Origin of the sequence: Sphingomonas sp. (genome assembly GCF_042095875.1) — a bacterium.
Classification (GTDB): Bacteria; Pseudomonadota; Alphaproteobacteria; order Sphingomonadales; family Sphingomonadaceae; genus Sphingomonas.
On sequence record NZ_JBELMJ010000011.1, the window covers coordinates 65,360 to 81,487 of the forward strand.

Genomic DNA, 16,128 nt, shown 5'->3' on the forward strand with positions numbered 1-16,128 from the left:
GCTCGGCCTCCGTTGGTGGAGGCCGTTAAGTCTGCGAAGGAGCGGATAAGATCGCCGCCCGAAAGTCGGCTTTTCGGGCGCTACTGGTCGCTTATGCGGCGGGACTTGGGGCGGCTCCGGCGGGCCACGACGGCGGAACGCTCAACGTCACGGTAGCGAACCACAATGTCCGTCAGAAACTCGACAGGCACCTGTTTCCCCGGTCGCAATTCGCGCCATAGCCGCTTGAGGTATTCGAGGTCCCCGACTGCAGCCCACGCCGGATCGCGCATTACCCGCTGTAGATCGGTGTCCGTGGGCCGTCCCTGCTTCTGACCGGCCAACGCGCGGTCGGTGGCCCACATGTCCATCAGCGACATGCCGGGAAACACATCCTGCGCCTTGTCGAGCCGGAACACCTCCTTAATCCCAGCACCCGTCAAGCCTGAACCGTCGCGTAGGGCTTGGGCGAGGGCCGTAGCGTCGCGGCTCGACAACTCCATCATCGCGGTGCGCTGGAACTCATCGTCGGTCATGCGGCGGGACCCCGACAGTAGTCCGCCCACCGCTCCATCAGGGCGCGACGGACATTGAAGTAGTCACCGCGCTGATACGCGCCCTCAACCCCACCTACGGCATGGGCCAGCGCCGCCTCCGCAATCTCGCGCGGCACGTCCAGGCACTTCTCTGCCGCCCATGTTCGGAAGGTCGAACGGAACCCGTGAACCGTCACACCTTCTTTCCGACCCATACGCTTCAGCGCCGCCGCCATCGCAGCATCGGACAGGGGAGCGCCGGGTTGACCGCCAACAAACACGAACCCGTCATCGCTGTCGCGCGGTAGCGCTTTGAGGATCGCGAGGGCGTCAGGGGAGAGCGGAACGCGGTGGGGACGGCCCGCCTTCATTATTTCGGCTGGCGCGTTCCATACACCCGCTTCGAGGTCCATCTGGTCCCATTTGGCGAACCGGACTTCCTGCGCGCGAGCGGCGGTCAGAATGAGGAAGTTTAACCCGGCGGCGCCAATGCCTGCGCGCCCGCGCAACGCGGGCACGAACTCCGGTATCTGATCGAAGGGCATCGAATCATGGCCCTTTACGATGTGGACGCGCTTGGCTTTCGGCAGCAGCTTGTCGAGCTTGCCGCCTGACCGCGTAAGGTCGATGTCGGGCCGCATGTCGAGGGCGGCGGCGTAGGCGAGTACCGCGCCGATGCGCCACCTGATCTTCTTCGCGGTGGGGTGGTTCTTCAGCCAAATCGGAGTGAGGACCGCATGCACGTCCTTCACGTCTATGTCCTTCACGTCCTTGTCTCCGAGGATCGCATAGGCGTGATCGCGAAGGCTGTTGCGCCAGTTGCCTTCAGCTTTGTCGGGGTTCTTCCAGCTATCCTTGTGTTCAGACAAGTAGCGCTCATTGACCTGAGCGAAGGTGCGGCCCTCGTCCTTCTTCTGAACCGCACCCCGGCCCTTGGGCGGCTCGATCCCGTCCAGCAGCATTGCGCGATACTCAGCGGCCTTCTTGCGCGCCTCCTCAAGCCCGACAGCGGGGTACGCGCCGAGGCCGCGCATCTTATCCTTGCCGAGCCGACGATAGATGAAAAGCCAGCTTCGCCCGCCGTTGGGTCCGACATGAAGGTAGAGGTTGCGCCCGTCGCCGTATTTGCCCGGCTCCTTGAGTCGGTCGATCATCTTCACGTTGAGGCCGTCGCGCTTCGCCATCGCCGTTCCACCCGTTTCTATCACCCGAGTATCCCCCGAGTTGGACAAAAAAGGAACAGAAAACGTATAGGAGCGCATAAAGGCCGGTCCCGCACGCGGAAACGGCAGAAGAGCGGGTCAAATCAGTGAGATGAACAAGCCGAAAGGGGCGTGAAGGCGCGCTTAAAAGCGGGCCAGTGGCGGAGCGGGAGGGATTCGAACCCTCGATACGGTTTTGCCGTATACTCACTTTCCAGGCGAGCGCCTTCGACCACTCGGCCACCGCTCCGCATATCGCTGGGTGGCGACGCCTACCGGGCCTGAGCATCCTGCGCAAGCCGTTGCTTGTTCTTCGAAGCGACGGCACGATGGCAGGGTGCTTACCTTCTTCCTCGCCGCGCTGCCGCTCGCCGTGCCCAGTCCCGGACAGATCGCGCAGGCCGCGCCGGCCGAGCAGTGGGTGCCGGTCGCGGACGACGACCTGCTGGTCATGTGGATCGAGCGAAAGGGCGCGCAGCCGCCCGCCCGCGCGCGCGTCGTCGTGCAGTTGATGCCCGCGCCCGTCGCGTCCGACTGGGTCGCCAACATCCGCCGCCTGGCCAAGGCGCATTGGTGGGACGGGACGAGCGTCAACCGCGTGCAGGACAATTACGTCGCCCAGTGGGGCGACGCGACCGAGAAGAAGCCGTTGCCGCCCGGCCTGTCCGCCACGTCTGAGCGCGAGTACGACGTGGCGTGGACGGCGCTGGTCGCCGCCGGTTACGAACCGTCCGAAGTGGGCGGCACGGCTGCGCGACCGAGCGACGTCTACGCCGCCGACATCGGCTGGTACCGCGGGTTTCCGGTGGCGAGCGACGGCGCGCGCGCGGCCGGGAAGCGGCGCGCCTGGCCGGTGCACTGCTACGGCAGCGTCGGCGTGGGCCGCAACCTGTCGCCCGATGCCGGGTCGGGCGCGGAGCTCTACGCGGTGATCGGCCACGCGCCGCGGCACTTGGACCGCAACATCGCGGTCGTCGGACGCGTGATCGACGGCATGGAACAGCTGTCGAGCCTGCCGCGCGGGACCGGCGACCTGGGCTTCTACGAGACGCCAGGCGAGCGGGTCGGGATCGTCAGCGCGCGGCTGGCGAGCGACCTGCCCGCGAGCGAGCGGCCGCATTTCGCCTATCTGTCGTCGACCGGCAACGTCTGGCCGCGCTACGTCGCGGCGCGGCGCAACCGTGAGCTACCGTTCTTCACGCGCCCGGCGGGCGCCGCTGACGTGTGCAACATTCCGGTGCCGATCAGGGACGTCGCGGCGGCCGAGTGACGCGGCGCTCACGCCCCGCGCGTCCGCGACCGCCTCAGCGACCGCCGACCCAGGTGGCGACCTCACCCGCGACCTGGTTCGCCGCTTGGTTGAGCGCGCTGCCCGCGGACGCGGCGTCGATCGTCTGAATCGGTACGCGTGCCTCGAAGCGCCGCTTCTCGACCGCGGTCGCGTTCACGCGCGTCAGCGCCGCGTCGTAGACGACGACCGCCTGCCGCGTCGTCGCGTCCAGGCCGAAACTGCGCAGCTCGCCGGCCAGATTGCCGCTCGGATCGCTGACCGACTGCACGGGCGACAGCACCACCATGTTCGCCTGCGCGGTCAGCGTGTCGGACAGCAGCCGCGCGAACAGGCGCGTGGGCGGCTCGCTCCACTGCGCGTCCTCGACGTAGGCGATCGATCCCGGGGTCGCCTGCACCGGCACCCGCGCGGTGGAGAGCGCGGTGGCGACCGCGGGCACCTGAACCACGATCGAGCGGGCGTCCGCCGACGATTGCGTGCGGCCCGGCTGCGGCTGCGCCGTCGCCTCAAGCGTCAGCAACGAGGGCGGCGGCTTCGCGCCGAAGCTGATGCAGCCCGACAGCGCCACGGTGGCCGCGAGCGGTACGAGACAGGAAAGAGAGTACCGCACGCTTATTTCCCCTTGTAGTCAGGCAGTTTCTGCTGGCCGATCAGCGAGCTCGCCCCGCCCTGCTCGACGCGCTGGGCGATCGTCGACAGCGACGCCGAGGTCACGCGCAGGTCACGCACCAGCTGGTTGATCTGCGGGATCGTCTGCTTCGAGAAGGTGGTGAGGCCCGGCCGCGCGTCGCCGATCGCGCTGTTGAGCGTGTCCGCGCTCGCCTGCGCCGACCGAATCGCCCCGTTCAGGTTCTGGATCGTCGGCTGGATGTCATTGGCGAGCACGCCGTTGGTGGTCTGCGCGAGGTTACCGATCTGCTCCGCCGCATTGCCCGCCTGCGCGATCGCGACGCGCGTCTGCGCCAGCGTTGCGGCAATCTCCGGCCCGCGATCGGCGAGCGCGGACGACAGGCGATTGGTGTTGTCGAGGATGCCCGCGATCGACGCCTGATTGCGGTCGGACAGCATGCCGGTCAGCCGCTCGGTCAGCGTCGACAGCCGTTCGAGCAGCTGCGGCGCGGAGTTGAGGATCGCGCCCAGGCCGCCGGTCTTGGTCGGGATCACCGGTTTGCCGAGCGGGCAGACCTGATTGGGATCGGGATCGGGACAGGTGATCGCGGGCTGCCCCTTCACCGCGCCGTCGAGGCTGACGGTGCTGGTGCCGGTGAAGCTGCCCTGGATCGTCGCGGTGGTGCCGCGCAGGATCGGCGTGTCCTGGTTCACGCTGATGCGCACGCGGACGTATTGCGGATCGGGCTGCCACAGCGAGATCGACTTGACCTGACCCGAGGGCACGCCGGAGAAGGTGACCGACGAACCCTTCGCCAGACCATCGACCGCCTGGCGGAAGAAGATGTCGTACTCGCGCTCCTCGGTGCCGCCGAACCGCGCGATCCACACGGTAAAGAGCGCCAGCATCGCCAGCAGGATCAGCACGACGGCACCGACGAGGACGTGGTTCGATCGCGTTTCCATCACTTCGTTCCTGTTGTACGAGCCGCGTCCGTGCGGACGGGATCACCCGCGGGCGCACCGCGCGCGGCATTGTCGGCGAGCGATCCCTGGGTGCGCTGCCCGCCCGTCTCGCGCGGCACCTCGGTGGGATGAGCGCGCGCGTCGTGCTCGGCCGATCCGGCAGCGGCGCCCTGCCCCTGCTGAACCTGACCCTGCCTAGTCTGCCCCTGCTCGGCCTGTTCCTGCGACGCGACTGCGGCGCGCCCGCGCGGACCGTTGAAATATTCCTGGATCCACGGGTGGTCGGTGGCGAGCAGCTCGGGGATCGTCCCGACCGCGATCACCTTCTTGTCGGCGAGCACCGCGACGCGGTCGCAGATGGCGTAGAGCGTGTCGAGATCGTGCGTGATCAGGAACACGGTCAGGCCGAGCGTGCGCTGCAATCCCTTGGTCAGCGCGTCGAACGCGGCCGCGCCGATCGGATCCAGCCCGGCGGTCGGCTCGTCGAGGAACAGCAGTTCGGGATCGAGCGCCAGCGCGCGCGCCAGCCCGGCGCGCTTGCGCATGCCGCCCGACAGTTCGGCCGGGAATTTCGGACCGGCGTCGGCGGGAAGCCCGGTCATCACCACCTTGTAGGATGCGATCTCGTCGAGGAGCGCGAGGTCCAGGTCGGGATAGAATTCGCGCAAGGGGACCTGCACGTTCTCCGCGACGGTCAGCGTGGAGAACAGCGCCCCGCCCTGGAACAGCACGCCCCAGCGCTTGCGGATGTCGACCGTCTCGGTCTCGTCGCGGCCGAGCGTGGGTTCGCCGAACACCTCGACCTCGCCCGCCTCGGGCGTCTGCAACCCGATGATCGAGCGCATCAGCACCGACTTGCCGGTGCCCGATCCGCCGACCACGCCCAGGATCTCGCCGCGCCGCACGTCCAGGTCGAGGCCGTCGTGCACCGCCTGATCGCCGAAGCGGTTGCGCAGCCCCTGGATTCGGATGATGTGGTCGTCGCTGTCCGCCATCACAGCCACCCGATCTGCTCGAAGAACACGGCGAAGAAGGCGTCGAGCACGATCACCATGAAGATCGCCTGCACCACCGCGGAGGTGGTGCGAAGCCCGACCTGCTCGGCGTCGCCCTTGACCTGCATGCCTTGAAAACAGCCCGCGACCGCGATGATCGCGCCGAACACCGGCGCCTTGATGAGGCCGACGAACAGGTCGGTGATCGGCACCACCTCGCGAATGCGCGAGATGTACGCGGCGGGCGGGATGTCGAGCGACAGCCAGCACAGCAGCCCGCCACCGATGATCGAGATCACCGACGCGTAGAAGCCGAGCAGCGGCATCAGGATGATCGAGGCGATCGTGCGCGGCAGCACCAGCGCCTCCATCGGCGACACGCCGATGACCCGCAGCGCGTCGATCTCCTCGGTGAGCTTCATCGTGCCGAGCTGCGCGGCGAAGGCCGATCCCGAGCGTCCGGCGACCATGATCGCGGTCATCAGCACGCCGAGTTCGCGCAAGGTGATGCGCCCGACCAGGTTGATCGTGAACGCTTCCGCACCGAATTGCCGCAGCTGCACCGCGCCCTGCTGCGCGATGACGATGCCGATCAGGAAGCTCATCAACCCGATGATACCGAGCGCGGAGACGCCGACCACCTCGAAACGCTGCACCACCGCGTTGAAGCGGAACCGGCTGGGATGGCGCATCACCGTCCAGAAGGAGATCACGGTCGCGCCGAGGAAGCCGAGCAGCCCGAGCGACGTCTTGCCCGCCAGCGTCACGGCATCGCCGATCTCCCCCATCACGCGGCGGAACGGCGCGACGTGGCTGGGGCGCATCTGCACCGGCTGATCCGCCGCCTCGACATGCTCGAACAGGGCGCGGCCGTCGCCTTCCAGGCCGTCGACCTGCGCGTCCTTCTCGCGCGCGAAGCGATGGACGACCCAGGCGCCGATCGTGTCCATGCGATCGACGCCCGACAGGTCGATCGCCTTCACGGCGCCGTCGTGCTGCGACAATCGGTCGGGCAGGTTGCCGAGCTGCGCCAGCGACAGGTCGCCGGAGAAGCGCAGCACGCCCGCATCGTCGGTGAAATCGGCTGCCGCGCTCATGCGTCGATCCATGCGGCAAAGCTCATCGTGTCACAAGCGTTTCGAGTGAACGATCGTTCCGCGAAGGGAATAGCCTCCGTCACAACAGCACGTCGACCGCGTGGATCAGCACGCCGACCAGCCCGCCGACCAGCGTGCCGTTGACGCGGATGAACTGCAGGTCCTTGCCGACCGCATTCTCCAGCCGCTCGGTGATCGTCCGCGTGTCCCAGCCGCGCACCGTTTCCGACACCAGCCGCACGATCGTGTCGCCGTAATCCGCCGCGGCGCCAACGACCGCGCGCCGCACGAAGCGGTTGATCGTGCGGCCGAGCCGGGGATCGCGCTCCAGCGTCTGGCCGAGCTGCTGCAGCGCCTCGCCGAACTTGCCCGACAGCAGCGCGTGCGGGTCGCGCGCCATCCGCAGCATCGCGGCGCGCGCCTGCTCCCACAGGCCGTTGATCCAGTCCTGCATTGCGGGGTTCTCGAGCAACTCGATCTTGAGCCGCTCGACCTTGTCGCGCATCGCGTCTGCGTGCTGCAGGTCGTGCGCGAGGCGTGCCAGCCCCTCCTCGGCGCGGACGCGCAGCGGGTGCTCGCGGTTCTCCGCGATATCGCCGATCAGCTTGTCGAGCCCGTCGATGATCTTGTTGGCGAGCGTCTCGTCCAGCCCGGTCCAGCGCAGGATCGAACCCGCGCGGTCGTGCACCATCGCGCGGATCAGCTGCTCGTTGCTGCGAAGCGCGTCGCGGCCCCAGCCGATCAGGCTGTCGAGCACGGGCAGGTGGCGGCCCTCCGCCACCGCGGCCGAGAGCGCGCGGCCGATCATCGGCGACACTTCCGTTTCGCGCACGCGCGCGACCATCATCGCGCGCACCATCCCGCCCAGCCGTTCCTGGTCGAGCTCCTGCAGGATCTCAACCGCGAGGCGCGAGGTGCCGCGCGCCAGCCGGCCGCCGGACCCCTGCGGATTGGCGAGCCAGCGCCCCGCCGCGGCAGCGACGTCGATCCGCGCCATGCGGCGGGCGACGACAGAGGGAATCAGGAAATAATCGCGTAGGAAGGTCGCGAGCTGGTCGCCGATCCGGTCCTTGTTGCGCGGAATGATCGCGGTATGCGGGATCGGGACGCCCAGGGGGTGACGGAACAGCGCGGTGACCGCGAACCAGTCGGCGAGCCCCCCGACCATCGCCGCCTCGCTGAACGCGCGCACGTATCCCCAGGCGGGGTGGAGCGGCTCGAGCGAGCGAGTGACCGCGAAGATCGCCGCCATCGCGACGAGCAGGCCGGTCGCGATGACCCGCATCCGCTTCAGCCCATCGGGCACGGGCGGGCGCGGCAGGCGGCGGCGGGCGGTCACGATCATCACCCAATCAAAGCGCGAGCGTAACGAAGGTTCATGCGCGCCCGCGCACCCGGCGCACTCACTCGGCGGGATGCGTCCCCTCGCCGCCGTAGCCGATCCGCCCCGCGGTCCCGGGCAGCGCGCCCGCGGGCGCGTCGTGCTCGATCACCGGCTGACCATCGTCGCCGGGGCGGTAGGTGAGCAGGCGGCGACCGATCCACGGCCCGATCCGCCGCTCCGCCCCGATCGCCAGGCTGAACGCCGCGGGGACGATCAGCAGCGTCAGCAGCGTGGAGAGCGACAGCCCGCCGATCACGACGATGCCCATCGGCGCGCGGAACGAATTGTCGCCCGACAGCGACAATGCGGTCGGCACCATGCCCGCGACCATCGCGATCGTGGTCATCAGGATCGGCTGCGCGCGCTTGTGCCCGGCGTCGATGATCGCGGCGCGCAAGGGCACGCCCGCCTGCATCTCCTCCAGCGCGAAGTCGATCAACAGGATCGAGTTCTTGGCGACGATGCCGAGCAGCATCAGCAGCCCGATGAACACCGGCAGCGACAAGGGCTGGCCCGCGATCATCAGCGCGATCAACCCGCCCAGCGGCGCGAGCAGCAGCGAGCCCATGTTGACGACCGGCGGCAGCAGCCGGCGGTAGAGCAGGATCAGCACCGCGAAGACGAGGAACACGCCCGCGAGCACCGCGAAGACGAAGTTGACCAGCATCTCCATCTGCCACTTCGCCTGCCCGACCTGCAGCTCCTGCACGCCGATCGGCAGGTTCTGCATGACCGGCAATGCCTTGATCTTCGCCATCACCTCACTCGCGACCAGCCCGGGCGACAAATCGGCGCCGACGGTCAGCTGACGTTGCTGGTTGAGGCGGGTGATGCGGGTCGGGCCGGAGCCGAAGCCGATCTCCGCGACGAGGCCGAGCGGTACCGAACCGCCGTTCGCGGTCGCCACTGGGAGGTTCTGGATCGTGTCGAGCCGCGAGCGCGACGATTGCGCGAGCGCGACGCGGATAGGGATCTGGCGGTCGGACAGCGAGAAGCGCGCGCTGTTCTGGTCGAGGTCGCCGAGCGTCGCGATGCGGATCGCGTTGGACAGCGCAGCGGTGGTCACGCCCAGGTTCGCGGCGAGGTCGAGCCGCGGCCTGATCTGTATCTCCGGCCGCTTCAGGTCGCCCGCGATCCGTGGTGCGACGACGCCGCGGACGCCCGCCATCTGCCTGACCAGCGTGTCCGCGGTCTGGCGCAATTGCTCGGGGTCGTCGCCCGCCAGCGTCACCGATAGGTCGCGATTGTTGTCGCCCCAGCCGAACTGCGATTCGAAGTTGACGCGCGCGTCCGCCACCTTGGCGAGCTCAGGCGTCAGCTGGCGCTCGAACTCGGTTGAGGTGATCTCGCGTGGCTTTTTCAATTGGAGCACGAGGCGGCCAGAGCCGACACTGGTGGTCGCGTAGACGCTCTCCACCAGCGGCTGGCGGTGCATCAGTTCGTCGACCTGCGCGACCACCGCCTGCGTCGTCTCGAGCGTCGCGCCCGGCGGCATGGTGATCGTGACGACGCTGCGGTCGCGGTCCTGCGCCGGCTGGAACGTCATCGGGATCTGCGTGAACAGGAACAGCGTCAGCGCGAACGCGAGCGCGCCGATGCCGACCGTCCAGACGCGGTGGTCGCGCAGGTAGCGCGTTGCGCGACGGAACCGCCCGCGGGCGCGCACCACCGGTGCCTTCGCCTCGGTCAGCGTCCACACCAGCACGCGCTGGTAGATGTCGAGCCAGCGCCCGCCGCCGTGTTCGGCATGGCCGGAGGATTTCAGGAAATAGGCCGCGATCATCGGCGTGATAAGACGCGCGACCGCGAGGCTCATCAGCACGGTGACGACGACGGTCAGGCCGAAATTCTTGAAGAACTGCCCCGAGATGCCGGGCATCAAGCCCACGGGGAAGAACACCGCGACGATCGCCATCGTGGTCGCCAGCACGGCGAGCCCGATTTCGTCCGCGGCGTCGATCGACGCCTGATAGGCCGATTTGCCCATCCGCATGTGACGCACGATGTTCTCGATCTCGACGATCGCGTCATCGACCAGCACGCCCGCCACCAGGCTGAGCGCGAGCATGGTCATGTTGTTGAGCGTGAAGCCCAGCATGTCCATGAACCAGAAGGCCGGGATCGCCGACATCGGGATCGCCAGCGCGGCGATGAAGGTCGCGCGCCAGTCGCGCAGGAACAGAAAGACGACCAAGACCGCGAGCAGCGCGCCCTCGATCATCGAGTGGATCGCGGCCTTGTACTGGACCAACGCGTACTCGGAGCCGTCGACGCGCAGGCGGAACTGCACCTTGGGGTTGCGCTTCTCCAGCGCCTCCAGCTTGGCCTTGGCCTCGCGGAACACGGTGACGTCGGACGCGCCCTTCGCGCGCTTGAAGTCGAACGAGATTACCGAGCGGCCGTCGACCGCCGCCGCGCTGCGCCGCTCGCCGTAAAGGTCGCGCACGGTCGCGATGTCGGCCAAGCGGATGGTGCGCCCGCCGCCGACGTTGATCTGGGTCTGGCTGAGTTGATAGGCGGTATCGGCGTTGCCGATCACGCGCACCGACTGTTCCGCGCCCGCGATCTCCGCGCGGCCGCCCGGCGCGTTCAGATTGACCTGGCGCAGCTGCTGGTTGATCTGGCTGGCGGTCAGCCCCTGCGCGGCGAGCTTGGCGGGATCGAGGATGACGCGGATCTCGCGATCGACGCCGCCGTTGCGCGTCACGCTGCCCATGCCCGACACCGACAGCAGCTCCTTGGCCACCGTGTTGTCGACGTACCAGCTCAGATCCTCGATCGACATGTCGGTGCCGGTCGCGGTGTAGCTGCCGAGGTTGAAGTCGTTCGCCTTGATGCGGCTGACCTGCGGCTCGGTGATACCGTCGGGCAGGTCGGCGCGGATCTGCGTGATCGCGTCGCGCGCCTCGTTGACCGCGCGGTCGACCGGCGTGCCGATCGCGAGCTGTACGATCGTGGTCGAGTCCCCCTCGCTGACGTAGGAGTTGATCTCGTCGATCCCCTCCAGGCTGCGGATCGCGGCCTCGACGCGCTGCGTCACCTGAGTTTCCAGCTCGCTGGGCGCCGCGCCCGGCTGGTTGATCGAGATGATCACGCCGGGAAAGTCGATGTCAGGTTGTTGGTTGATGTCCATCCGGATGAAGCTGACCACGCCCATGACGGTCAGGATCAGGAACAGGACGATCGACGGCACCGGGTTGCGGATCGACCAGGCCGAGATGTTGCGGAAACCCATGGTCGGTCAGCTCCCACGTCGAAGGATCGGCGTGACCTTCTGGCCGGGATTGAGGAACGCGCCCGCCGAGAGCACGACGCGTTCGTTGCCCGACAGCCCGCTCGCGATCGCGACCTTGTTGCTGTCGACCGGGCCCAGCGTGACGTCGCGGCGCTGCGCCTTGTTCTGCGCGTCGACCACGAACACGTAATTGCCTTTCTCATCGCTCTGCAGCGCCGATTGCGGCAGTTCGGGCGCGGTGCCGGCGTTGGCGTTGATCGCCGCGGACGCGAAGCCGCCGGGGCGTAGCGCCGGATTGTACGACAGCGCGATGCGCGCGATCCCCTGCCGCGTCTGCGGGTCGATGACGGGGGACACCTGCCACACCTGCCCCGAGAACTGGCGCGTGTCGCCGACCGGCGTGACCGTGGCGGGGGTGCCGACGCGCACCGCCTGGAGATCACCTTCGGACAATTGCGCGCGCATCTCCATCTCGCCGCCCTTCGCCATGCGGAACAGCACGCCCGAGCCCGAACTGACGATCTGGCCCGGCTCGACGCCGCGCGTCAGCACCAGTCCCTCGGCCGGCGCGCGTATGTCGAGCCGCGCGTTGCGCGCGCGCTGCTCGGACAGAGCGGCGCGCGAGACGCGAAGCCGCGCCGCGGCAGCGTCGCGCGTCGCGATGCGGCGCTGCACGTCGGCCTTGGAGATGAAGCCGCGATCAACCAGGCTCTGCGCGCGCTCGAGCTCGGCCTGCGCGAGCGTCAGGTCGGATTGCGCGACGCCGATCTGCGCGGCGAGGCTGGCGGCGGTCTGCGCCTGAACCGAGCGGTCGACGGTGGCGAGTACCTGCCCCGCCTTGACCCACTGCCCGGGCTCCACGAGCACGCGCGACACCATGCCGCCCTCGCCCGCGACGCCGACCGGCATCTCGCGTCGTGCGGCGAGCGTGCCCGTCGCGCTGACGGTGCGGTCGACCGTCTGGCTGCCGGGCACGATCACCGACACGTTGGGAGCGCCCGCCTCCGTCGGCGCGGCGGCGGCGGGTGCCGCCTTCTCGCGCGCGAACACGAACCAGCCAACCGCGAGCGCCAGCACGACCAGCGCGGCGATGATCCACCGCCGCCGCCGACGCGGCCGCTCATCGCTGAGCAACAGCCGCTCGCCCTCCAAAGTGCCCGGCTCGTAGGTCATGCGCGCTTCTTGTCCCTCAACCCCGACGCTGTATTATCCGGCTACGTCACCGCGCGCAAGCCCGCGCATCATTCAGCTGGCGTTGATCGCGCGGGCTTAAACGAGGTCGGGTTAACGAGATAGGAGGTTCATTGCATGCGGATCAATCTGGGTTGGGGACTGGGTCTGGGGCTGGCGGCCGTCGCGATGCCGGGAGCGGCGGCGGCGCAGGTCGCGCTGACGCAAGCGGCGCCGGTCGACGGCACGGTGCTGGAGGTCAGCGCGACCGGTCGCGTCACCCGCGCGCCCGATCAGGCGGTGATCCGCGCGGGCGTGGTGACGCAGGGCGCGACGGCTGCCGCCGCGAGCGAGGAGAATGCAGCCCGGATGGCGCGCGTGATCGCCAGCCTGAAGTCGGCGGGCATCCAGGCGCGCGACCTATCGACCAGCAACGTCTCGCTCCAACCGCAATATCGCTACGCCGACAACCAGCCGCCGGTCGTGACCGGTTACCAGGCGAGCAACAGCGTGTCGGTCAAGTTCCGCGACATCGCGCGCAGCGGCGCGGTGCTCGACGCGCTGGTGAAGGCGGGCGCGAACCAGATTGACGGGCCGGCGCTGTCCTTGTCGCAGCCCGACGCGGCGCTGGACGCGGCGCGCACCGACGCGATCAAGCGCGCGCACGCGCGGGCGGCGCTGTACGCGCAGGCCGCGGAGATGCGGGTCGAACGCGTGCTGTCGATCAGCGAGGCGGGCGAGAACGACGGCGGGCAGCCGCAGCCGCCGGTGATGTTCCGCGCTCGCGCGATGGCGGCGCAGGCGGACGCCCCGACGCAGGTGCTGCCGGGCGAGACCGACGTGACCGCGACGGTGAACGTGCGGTTCGTGCTGAAGTAACGAGAAACGGCCGCCCGATCGCTCGGGCGGCCGCTACGTTCGGGTCCGAACGGTCAGTGCAGCTTAGCGCACGCGACCGCGACGGAACAGGTTGACGATCGCGAGCAGGACAACGGCGCCCAGCAGCGACACGAGGAAGGTGTAGAGCGTCAGCGGCGCGTTGTTGATCGAGCCACCGGTGAAGATCAATCCACCCAGGAATGCGCCGACGATGCCGACGATGATGTTGAGGAAGATACCCTGCTGCGCGTCCGTGCGCATGATGATGCTGGCGAGCCAGCCGATTACACCGCCGACAATCAGCCAAATAATGAGGTTCATCGCAACATACTCCCCTTCGTTACTCGCCCAAGCCGGGCGCTGGGGATGAGACGCGTAACCGAGAAACATTGTTCCGCAGGCGAAACCTCATTTCAGTATTTCTGCTGGCGCTCGTACAGCGACTTGTAGTGCTGGATCCGCGTAACGCGCAGCCCGGGCATGCCCGACCGGTCGATCGCGCGCTGCCAGCCGGCGAATTCCTCGACCGTCAGACCGTAGCGCGCGCAGACGTCGTCGACCGAGAGCAGGCCGCCGTTCACCGCAGCGACCACCTCCGCCTTGCGGCGCACCACCCAGCGCGTCGTGTCCGCGGGCGGCAGCGTGTCCAGCGTCAGCGGCTCGCCGAGCGGGCCGATGACTTTCGCGGGACGAATCTTCTGGTTCTCGATCATTCCTAAACCTCGGCTAGGGGTTTTGTGCCCCCGTTCCATCGTGCGACCCCTTTTAGGGTGATGGCCTTGAACGGTGTTTAAAGCGGCGCGGTAAACAGCATCTTCACGGCTGGCGTCGCGCGAACAGCGCGGCGGCGGTCGGCGGGTCGAAGCTGCCCGCGGCCGGTGCCAGCCGCGACGCTTCCGCCCGTTCCGCGTCCATCGCGGCGAGGTCGAGCGCGAGCGCGGCCGTTGGCGAGTCCGCGAGGCGCGACGCCGCAGCGCGAAAGGGTTGGGAGGCGGCGCTGGATGGCTGAATGGTCACGCATGGCGTCTCATGATGTTCGTTCGTTACAATCCCGATTAGCCACGAGATGCTGAAGGAGCAGTAAAGCGCGGGGGTCCCACGCGCCGACGAGTGGCGGGCGCGCGCCGAATCGACTATAAAGAGCGCCATGCACGAACTCGCCGATTTTCAGTTGCCACCGGGCGCGCGCCGCATCGTCGTCGCGATGTCGGGCGGGGTCGACAGCTCGGTCGTGGCCGCACTCGCCGCGCGGACGGGGGTCGAGACGATCGGCGTCACCTTGCAGCTGTACGACCACGGCGAGGCGACCAAGCGCGCGGGCGCGTGCTGCGCCGGGCGCGACATCCGCGACGCACGCGCGGTGTGCGACCGGCTGGGCATCGCGCACTACGTGTTCGACCACGAGACGAGCTTTCGCGAGCAGGTGGTCGACCGCTTCGCCGACGAGTATCTCGCCGGGCGGACGCCGATCCCGTGCGTCCAGTGCAACATGGGGCCGAAGTTCACCGACCTGTTCGCGCTGGCGCGCGACCTGGGCGCCGACGCGCTGGCGACCGGGCATTACGTGCGCCGCGTCGAGGGCGCGGACGGCGCGGAGCTGCACCGCGGCGCCGACCCGGCGCGCGACCAGAGCTATTTCCTGTTCGCAACGACAGCCACGCAGCTCGATTTCCTGCGCTTCCCACTGGGCAATCTGCCCAAGGCGCGGGTGCGCGAGATCGCGGGCGAGATGGAGCTGCTGGTCGCGGCCAAGCCCGACAGCCAGGACATCTGCTTCGTGCCCGACGGCGATTATGCCGGGCTGGTCAAGAAGCTGCGCCCCGAGGCGGCGCAGGGGGGCGAGATCGTCGACCTGGGCGGGCGCAAGCTCGGCGAGCATCGCGGCATCATCCACTATACGGTCGGGCAGCGCCGCGGGCTGGAGATCGGCGGCAGCCCCGAGCCGCTGTACGTCGTGCGCGTCGAGCCAGAGGCGCAGCGCGTCGTGGTCGGCCCGCGGCAGGCGCTGGCAGTGGCGGCGGCGCGGCTGGAGGGAATGAACGTGCTGGGGCCGCTAACCGGCGCGCTGACCGCCAAGGTGCGGTCGATGGCGAAGCCGGTGCCCGCGCGGATGTTGGGCGACCGGCTGGTGTTCGACGCGCCCGAGTACGGCGTCGCGCCGGGACAGGCGGCGGTGCTGTACGACGGCGACCGCGTGCTGGGCGGCGGCTGGATCGCGCAGACCGAGGCGGCGATGGCGGCGGCGTGAGCGTAGCGAGGCGCGCGGCGCGGTGTAGCCCGGCGTAGCGGTGAGCGTGGAAGGTGAGGCAAAGGTGAGCCCAACGCGGCGTTGTGCAGGTTCGTGCGGGGCGGCTGGTCACCGAGTCGTTTGCGCCGGATCGCGCGATTTGAAACGCCGTGCAGCTGAAAGGTGAGGCTAAGGTGAGGCCAATGCGCTGTTGACTGATGCTCGCGCAAACCGTTCGGTCGACCAGCCAAAAGCGCCGGATCGCGCGGTCATGGTTCGCAGCGCAATCGGAAGGTGAGGCTAAGGTGAGGCCAAGGCGTGTCTCGTCGGAGGTCGCAGCGGGGACGCGGGGCGGCTGAACGGGCGAGCGGGGCGCGGCGGTGTCAAAGAGCGGCTTGGTGCCGGGCTGCGCTTCCTTTTCCTACATTACAAGGTGACGCGGGCGTGCGGCGTGTACCGGATCAGGCCGGGATGGCGCGAGGCGGCGGCGGTTACGCCAGTTCGCGCGCCCAGGCGTCGAGCAGGGTGTGCGCGATCGCGTAGGGCGGCGGGGCGAGA

At 68.7% G+C, this 16,128-nt stretch carries 15 protein-coding genes and 1 tRNA gene; 3 read left to right on the plus strand and 13 right to left on the minus strand.

All coding sequences use genetic code 11. The features are described from left to right. Positions 1-80: 80 nt before the first annotated feature. From ACFDS6_RS06180 to ACFDS6_RS06190, 3 genes are all read right to left on the minus strand, one after another. Positions 81-515: a hypothetical protein gene (locus ACFDS6_RS06180; protein ID WP_375271242.1), complete on the minus strand. Its 435-nt coding sequence runs from the start codon at positions 513-515 to the stop codon at positions 81-83. Next, positions 512-1,699: a tyrosine-type recombinase/integrase gene (locus ACFDS6_RS06185; protein WP_375271243.1), complete on the minus strand. Its 1,188-nt coding sequence runs from the start codon at positions 1,697-1,699 to the stop codon at positions 512-514. The genes ACFDS6_RS06180 and ACFDS6_RS06185 overlap by 4 nt, the downstream gene beginning before the upstream one ends. A 177-nt stretch (positions 1,700-1,876) precedes the next feature. After that, a tRNA-Ser gene (locus tag ACFDS6_RS06190) sits at positions 1,877-1,967 on the minus strand. A gap of 87 nt (positions 1,968-2,054) precedes the next feature. Here ACFDS6_RS06190 and ACFDS6_RS06195 point away from each other — a divergent pair. Next, complete coding sequence (locus tag ACFDS6_RS06195) at positions 2,055-2,987, plus strand: peptidylprolyl isomerase (protein WP_375271244.1); 933 nt, start codon at positions 2,055-2,057, stop codon at positions 2,985-2,987. 34 nt (positions 2,988-3,021) lie between these two features. Here ACFDS6_RS06195 and ACFDS6_RS06200 read toward each other — a convergent pair whose 3' ends face one another. From ACFDS6_RS06200 to ACFDS6_RS06230, 7 genes are all read right to left on the minus strand, one after another. Next, positions 3,022-3,618 (minus strand): ABC-type transport auxiliary lipoprotein family protein, encoded by a 597-nt coding sequence (locus ACFDS6_RS06200; RefSeq protein WP_375271245.1) that lies wholly within the window; start codon positions 3,616-3,618, stop codon positions 3,022-3,024. A gap of 2 nt (positions 3,619-3,620) precedes the next feature. Further along, positions 3,621-4,583: an MlaD family protein gene (locus tag ACFDS6_RS06205; RefSeq protein ID WP_375271246.1), complete on the minus strand. Its 963-nt coding sequence runs from the start codon at positions 4,581-4,583 to the stop codon at positions 3,621-3,623. Beyond that, complete coding sequence (locus ACFDS6_RS06210) at positions 4,583-5,578, minus strand: ABC transporter ATP-binding protein (RefSeq protein ID WP_375271247.1); 996 nt, start codon at positions 5,576-5,578, stop codon at positions 4,583-4,585. Before ACFDS6_RS06210 ends, ACFDS6_RS06205 begins: the two co-directional genes overlap by 1 nt. After that, positions 5,578-6,675 (minus strand): ABC transporter permease, encoded by a 1,098-nt coding sequence (locus ACFDS6_RS06215; RefSeq protein WP_375271248.1) that lies wholly within the window; start codon positions 6,673-6,675, stop codon positions 5,578-5,580. The genes ACFDS6_RS06210 and ACFDS6_RS06215 overlap by 1 nt, the downstream gene beginning before the upstream one ends. Before the next feature lie 79 nt (positions 6,676-6,754). Next, on the minus strand, positions 6,755-8,020 hold the full coding sequence (locus ACFDS6_RS06220) for a DUF445 domain-containing protein (RefSeq protein ID WP_375271249.1): 1,266 nt from the start codon (positions 8,018-8,020) through the stop codon (positions 6,755-6,757). A 58-nt stretch (positions 8,021-8,078) separates the two neighbouring features. Further along, the gene (locus ACFDS6_RS06225; protein ID WP_375271250.1) at positions 8,079-11,294 is read right to left on the minus strand and encodes an efflux RND transporter permease subunit; all 3,216 of its coding nucleotides are present in this window, start codon (positions 11,292-11,294) and stop codon (positions 8,079-8,081) included. A gap of 6 nt (positions 11,295-11,300) precedes the next feature. Beyond that, positions 11,301-12,467, minus strand: coding sequence for an efflux RND transporter periplasmic adaptor subunit (locus ACFDS6_RS06230; RefSeq protein WP_375271251.1), 1,167 nt, complete (start codon positions 12,465-12,467; stop codon positions 11,301-11,303). Between the two features lie 135 nt (positions 12,468-12,602). Between ACFDS6_RS06230 and ACFDS6_RS06235 the strand changes: the two genes are divergently transcribed. Next, on the plus strand, positions 12,603-13,343 hold the full coding sequence (locus ACFDS6_RS06235) for an SIMPL domain-containing protein (RefSeq protein WP_375271252.1): 741 nt from the start codon (positions 12,603-12,605) through the stop codon (positions 13,341-13,343). 63 nt (positions 13,344-13,406) lie between these two features. Here the strand turns inward: ACFDS6_RS06235 and ACFDS6_RS06240 are convergent, their stop codons facing one another. The 3 genes from ACFDS6_RS06240 to ACFDS6_RS06250 form a co-directional block, all read right to left on the minus strand. Further along, positions 13,407-13,664: a GlsB/YeaQ/YmgE family stress response membrane protein gene (locus tag ACFDS6_RS06240; protein WP_219769603.1), complete on the minus strand. Its 258-nt coding sequence runs from the start codon at positions 13,662-13,664 to the stop codon at positions 13,407-13,409. Positions 13,665-13,756: 92 nt separating this feature from the next. Continuing rightward, positions 13,757-14,056 (minus strand): DUF1153 domain-containing protein, encoded by a 300-nt coding sequence (locus tag ACFDS6_RS06245; RefSeq protein ID WP_174194815.1) that lies wholly within the window; start codon positions 14,054-14,056, stop codon positions 13,757-13,759. A gap of 103 nt (positions 14,057-14,159) precedes the next feature. Then, positions 14,160-14,360, minus strand: a complete 201-nt coding sequence (locus ACFDS6_RS06250) for a hypothetical protein (protein ID WP_375271253.1) — start codon at positions 14,358-14,360, stop codon at positions 14,160-14,162. 130 nt (positions 14,361-14,490) lie between these two features. Here ACFDS6_RS06250 and mnmA point away from each other — a divergent pair, with 130 nt between their 5' ends. Continuing rightward, positions 14,491-15,591 carry a tRNA 2-thiouridine(34) synthase MnmA gene (gene mnmA / locus ACFDS6_RS06255; RefSeq protein ID WP_375271254.1) on the plus strand — a complete coding sequence of 367 codons (1,101 nt, stop codon included), beginning with the start codon at positions 14,491-14,493 and terminating at the stop codon, positions 15,589-15,591. The last annotated feature ends 537 nt before the right edge of the window (positions 15,592-16,128 follow it).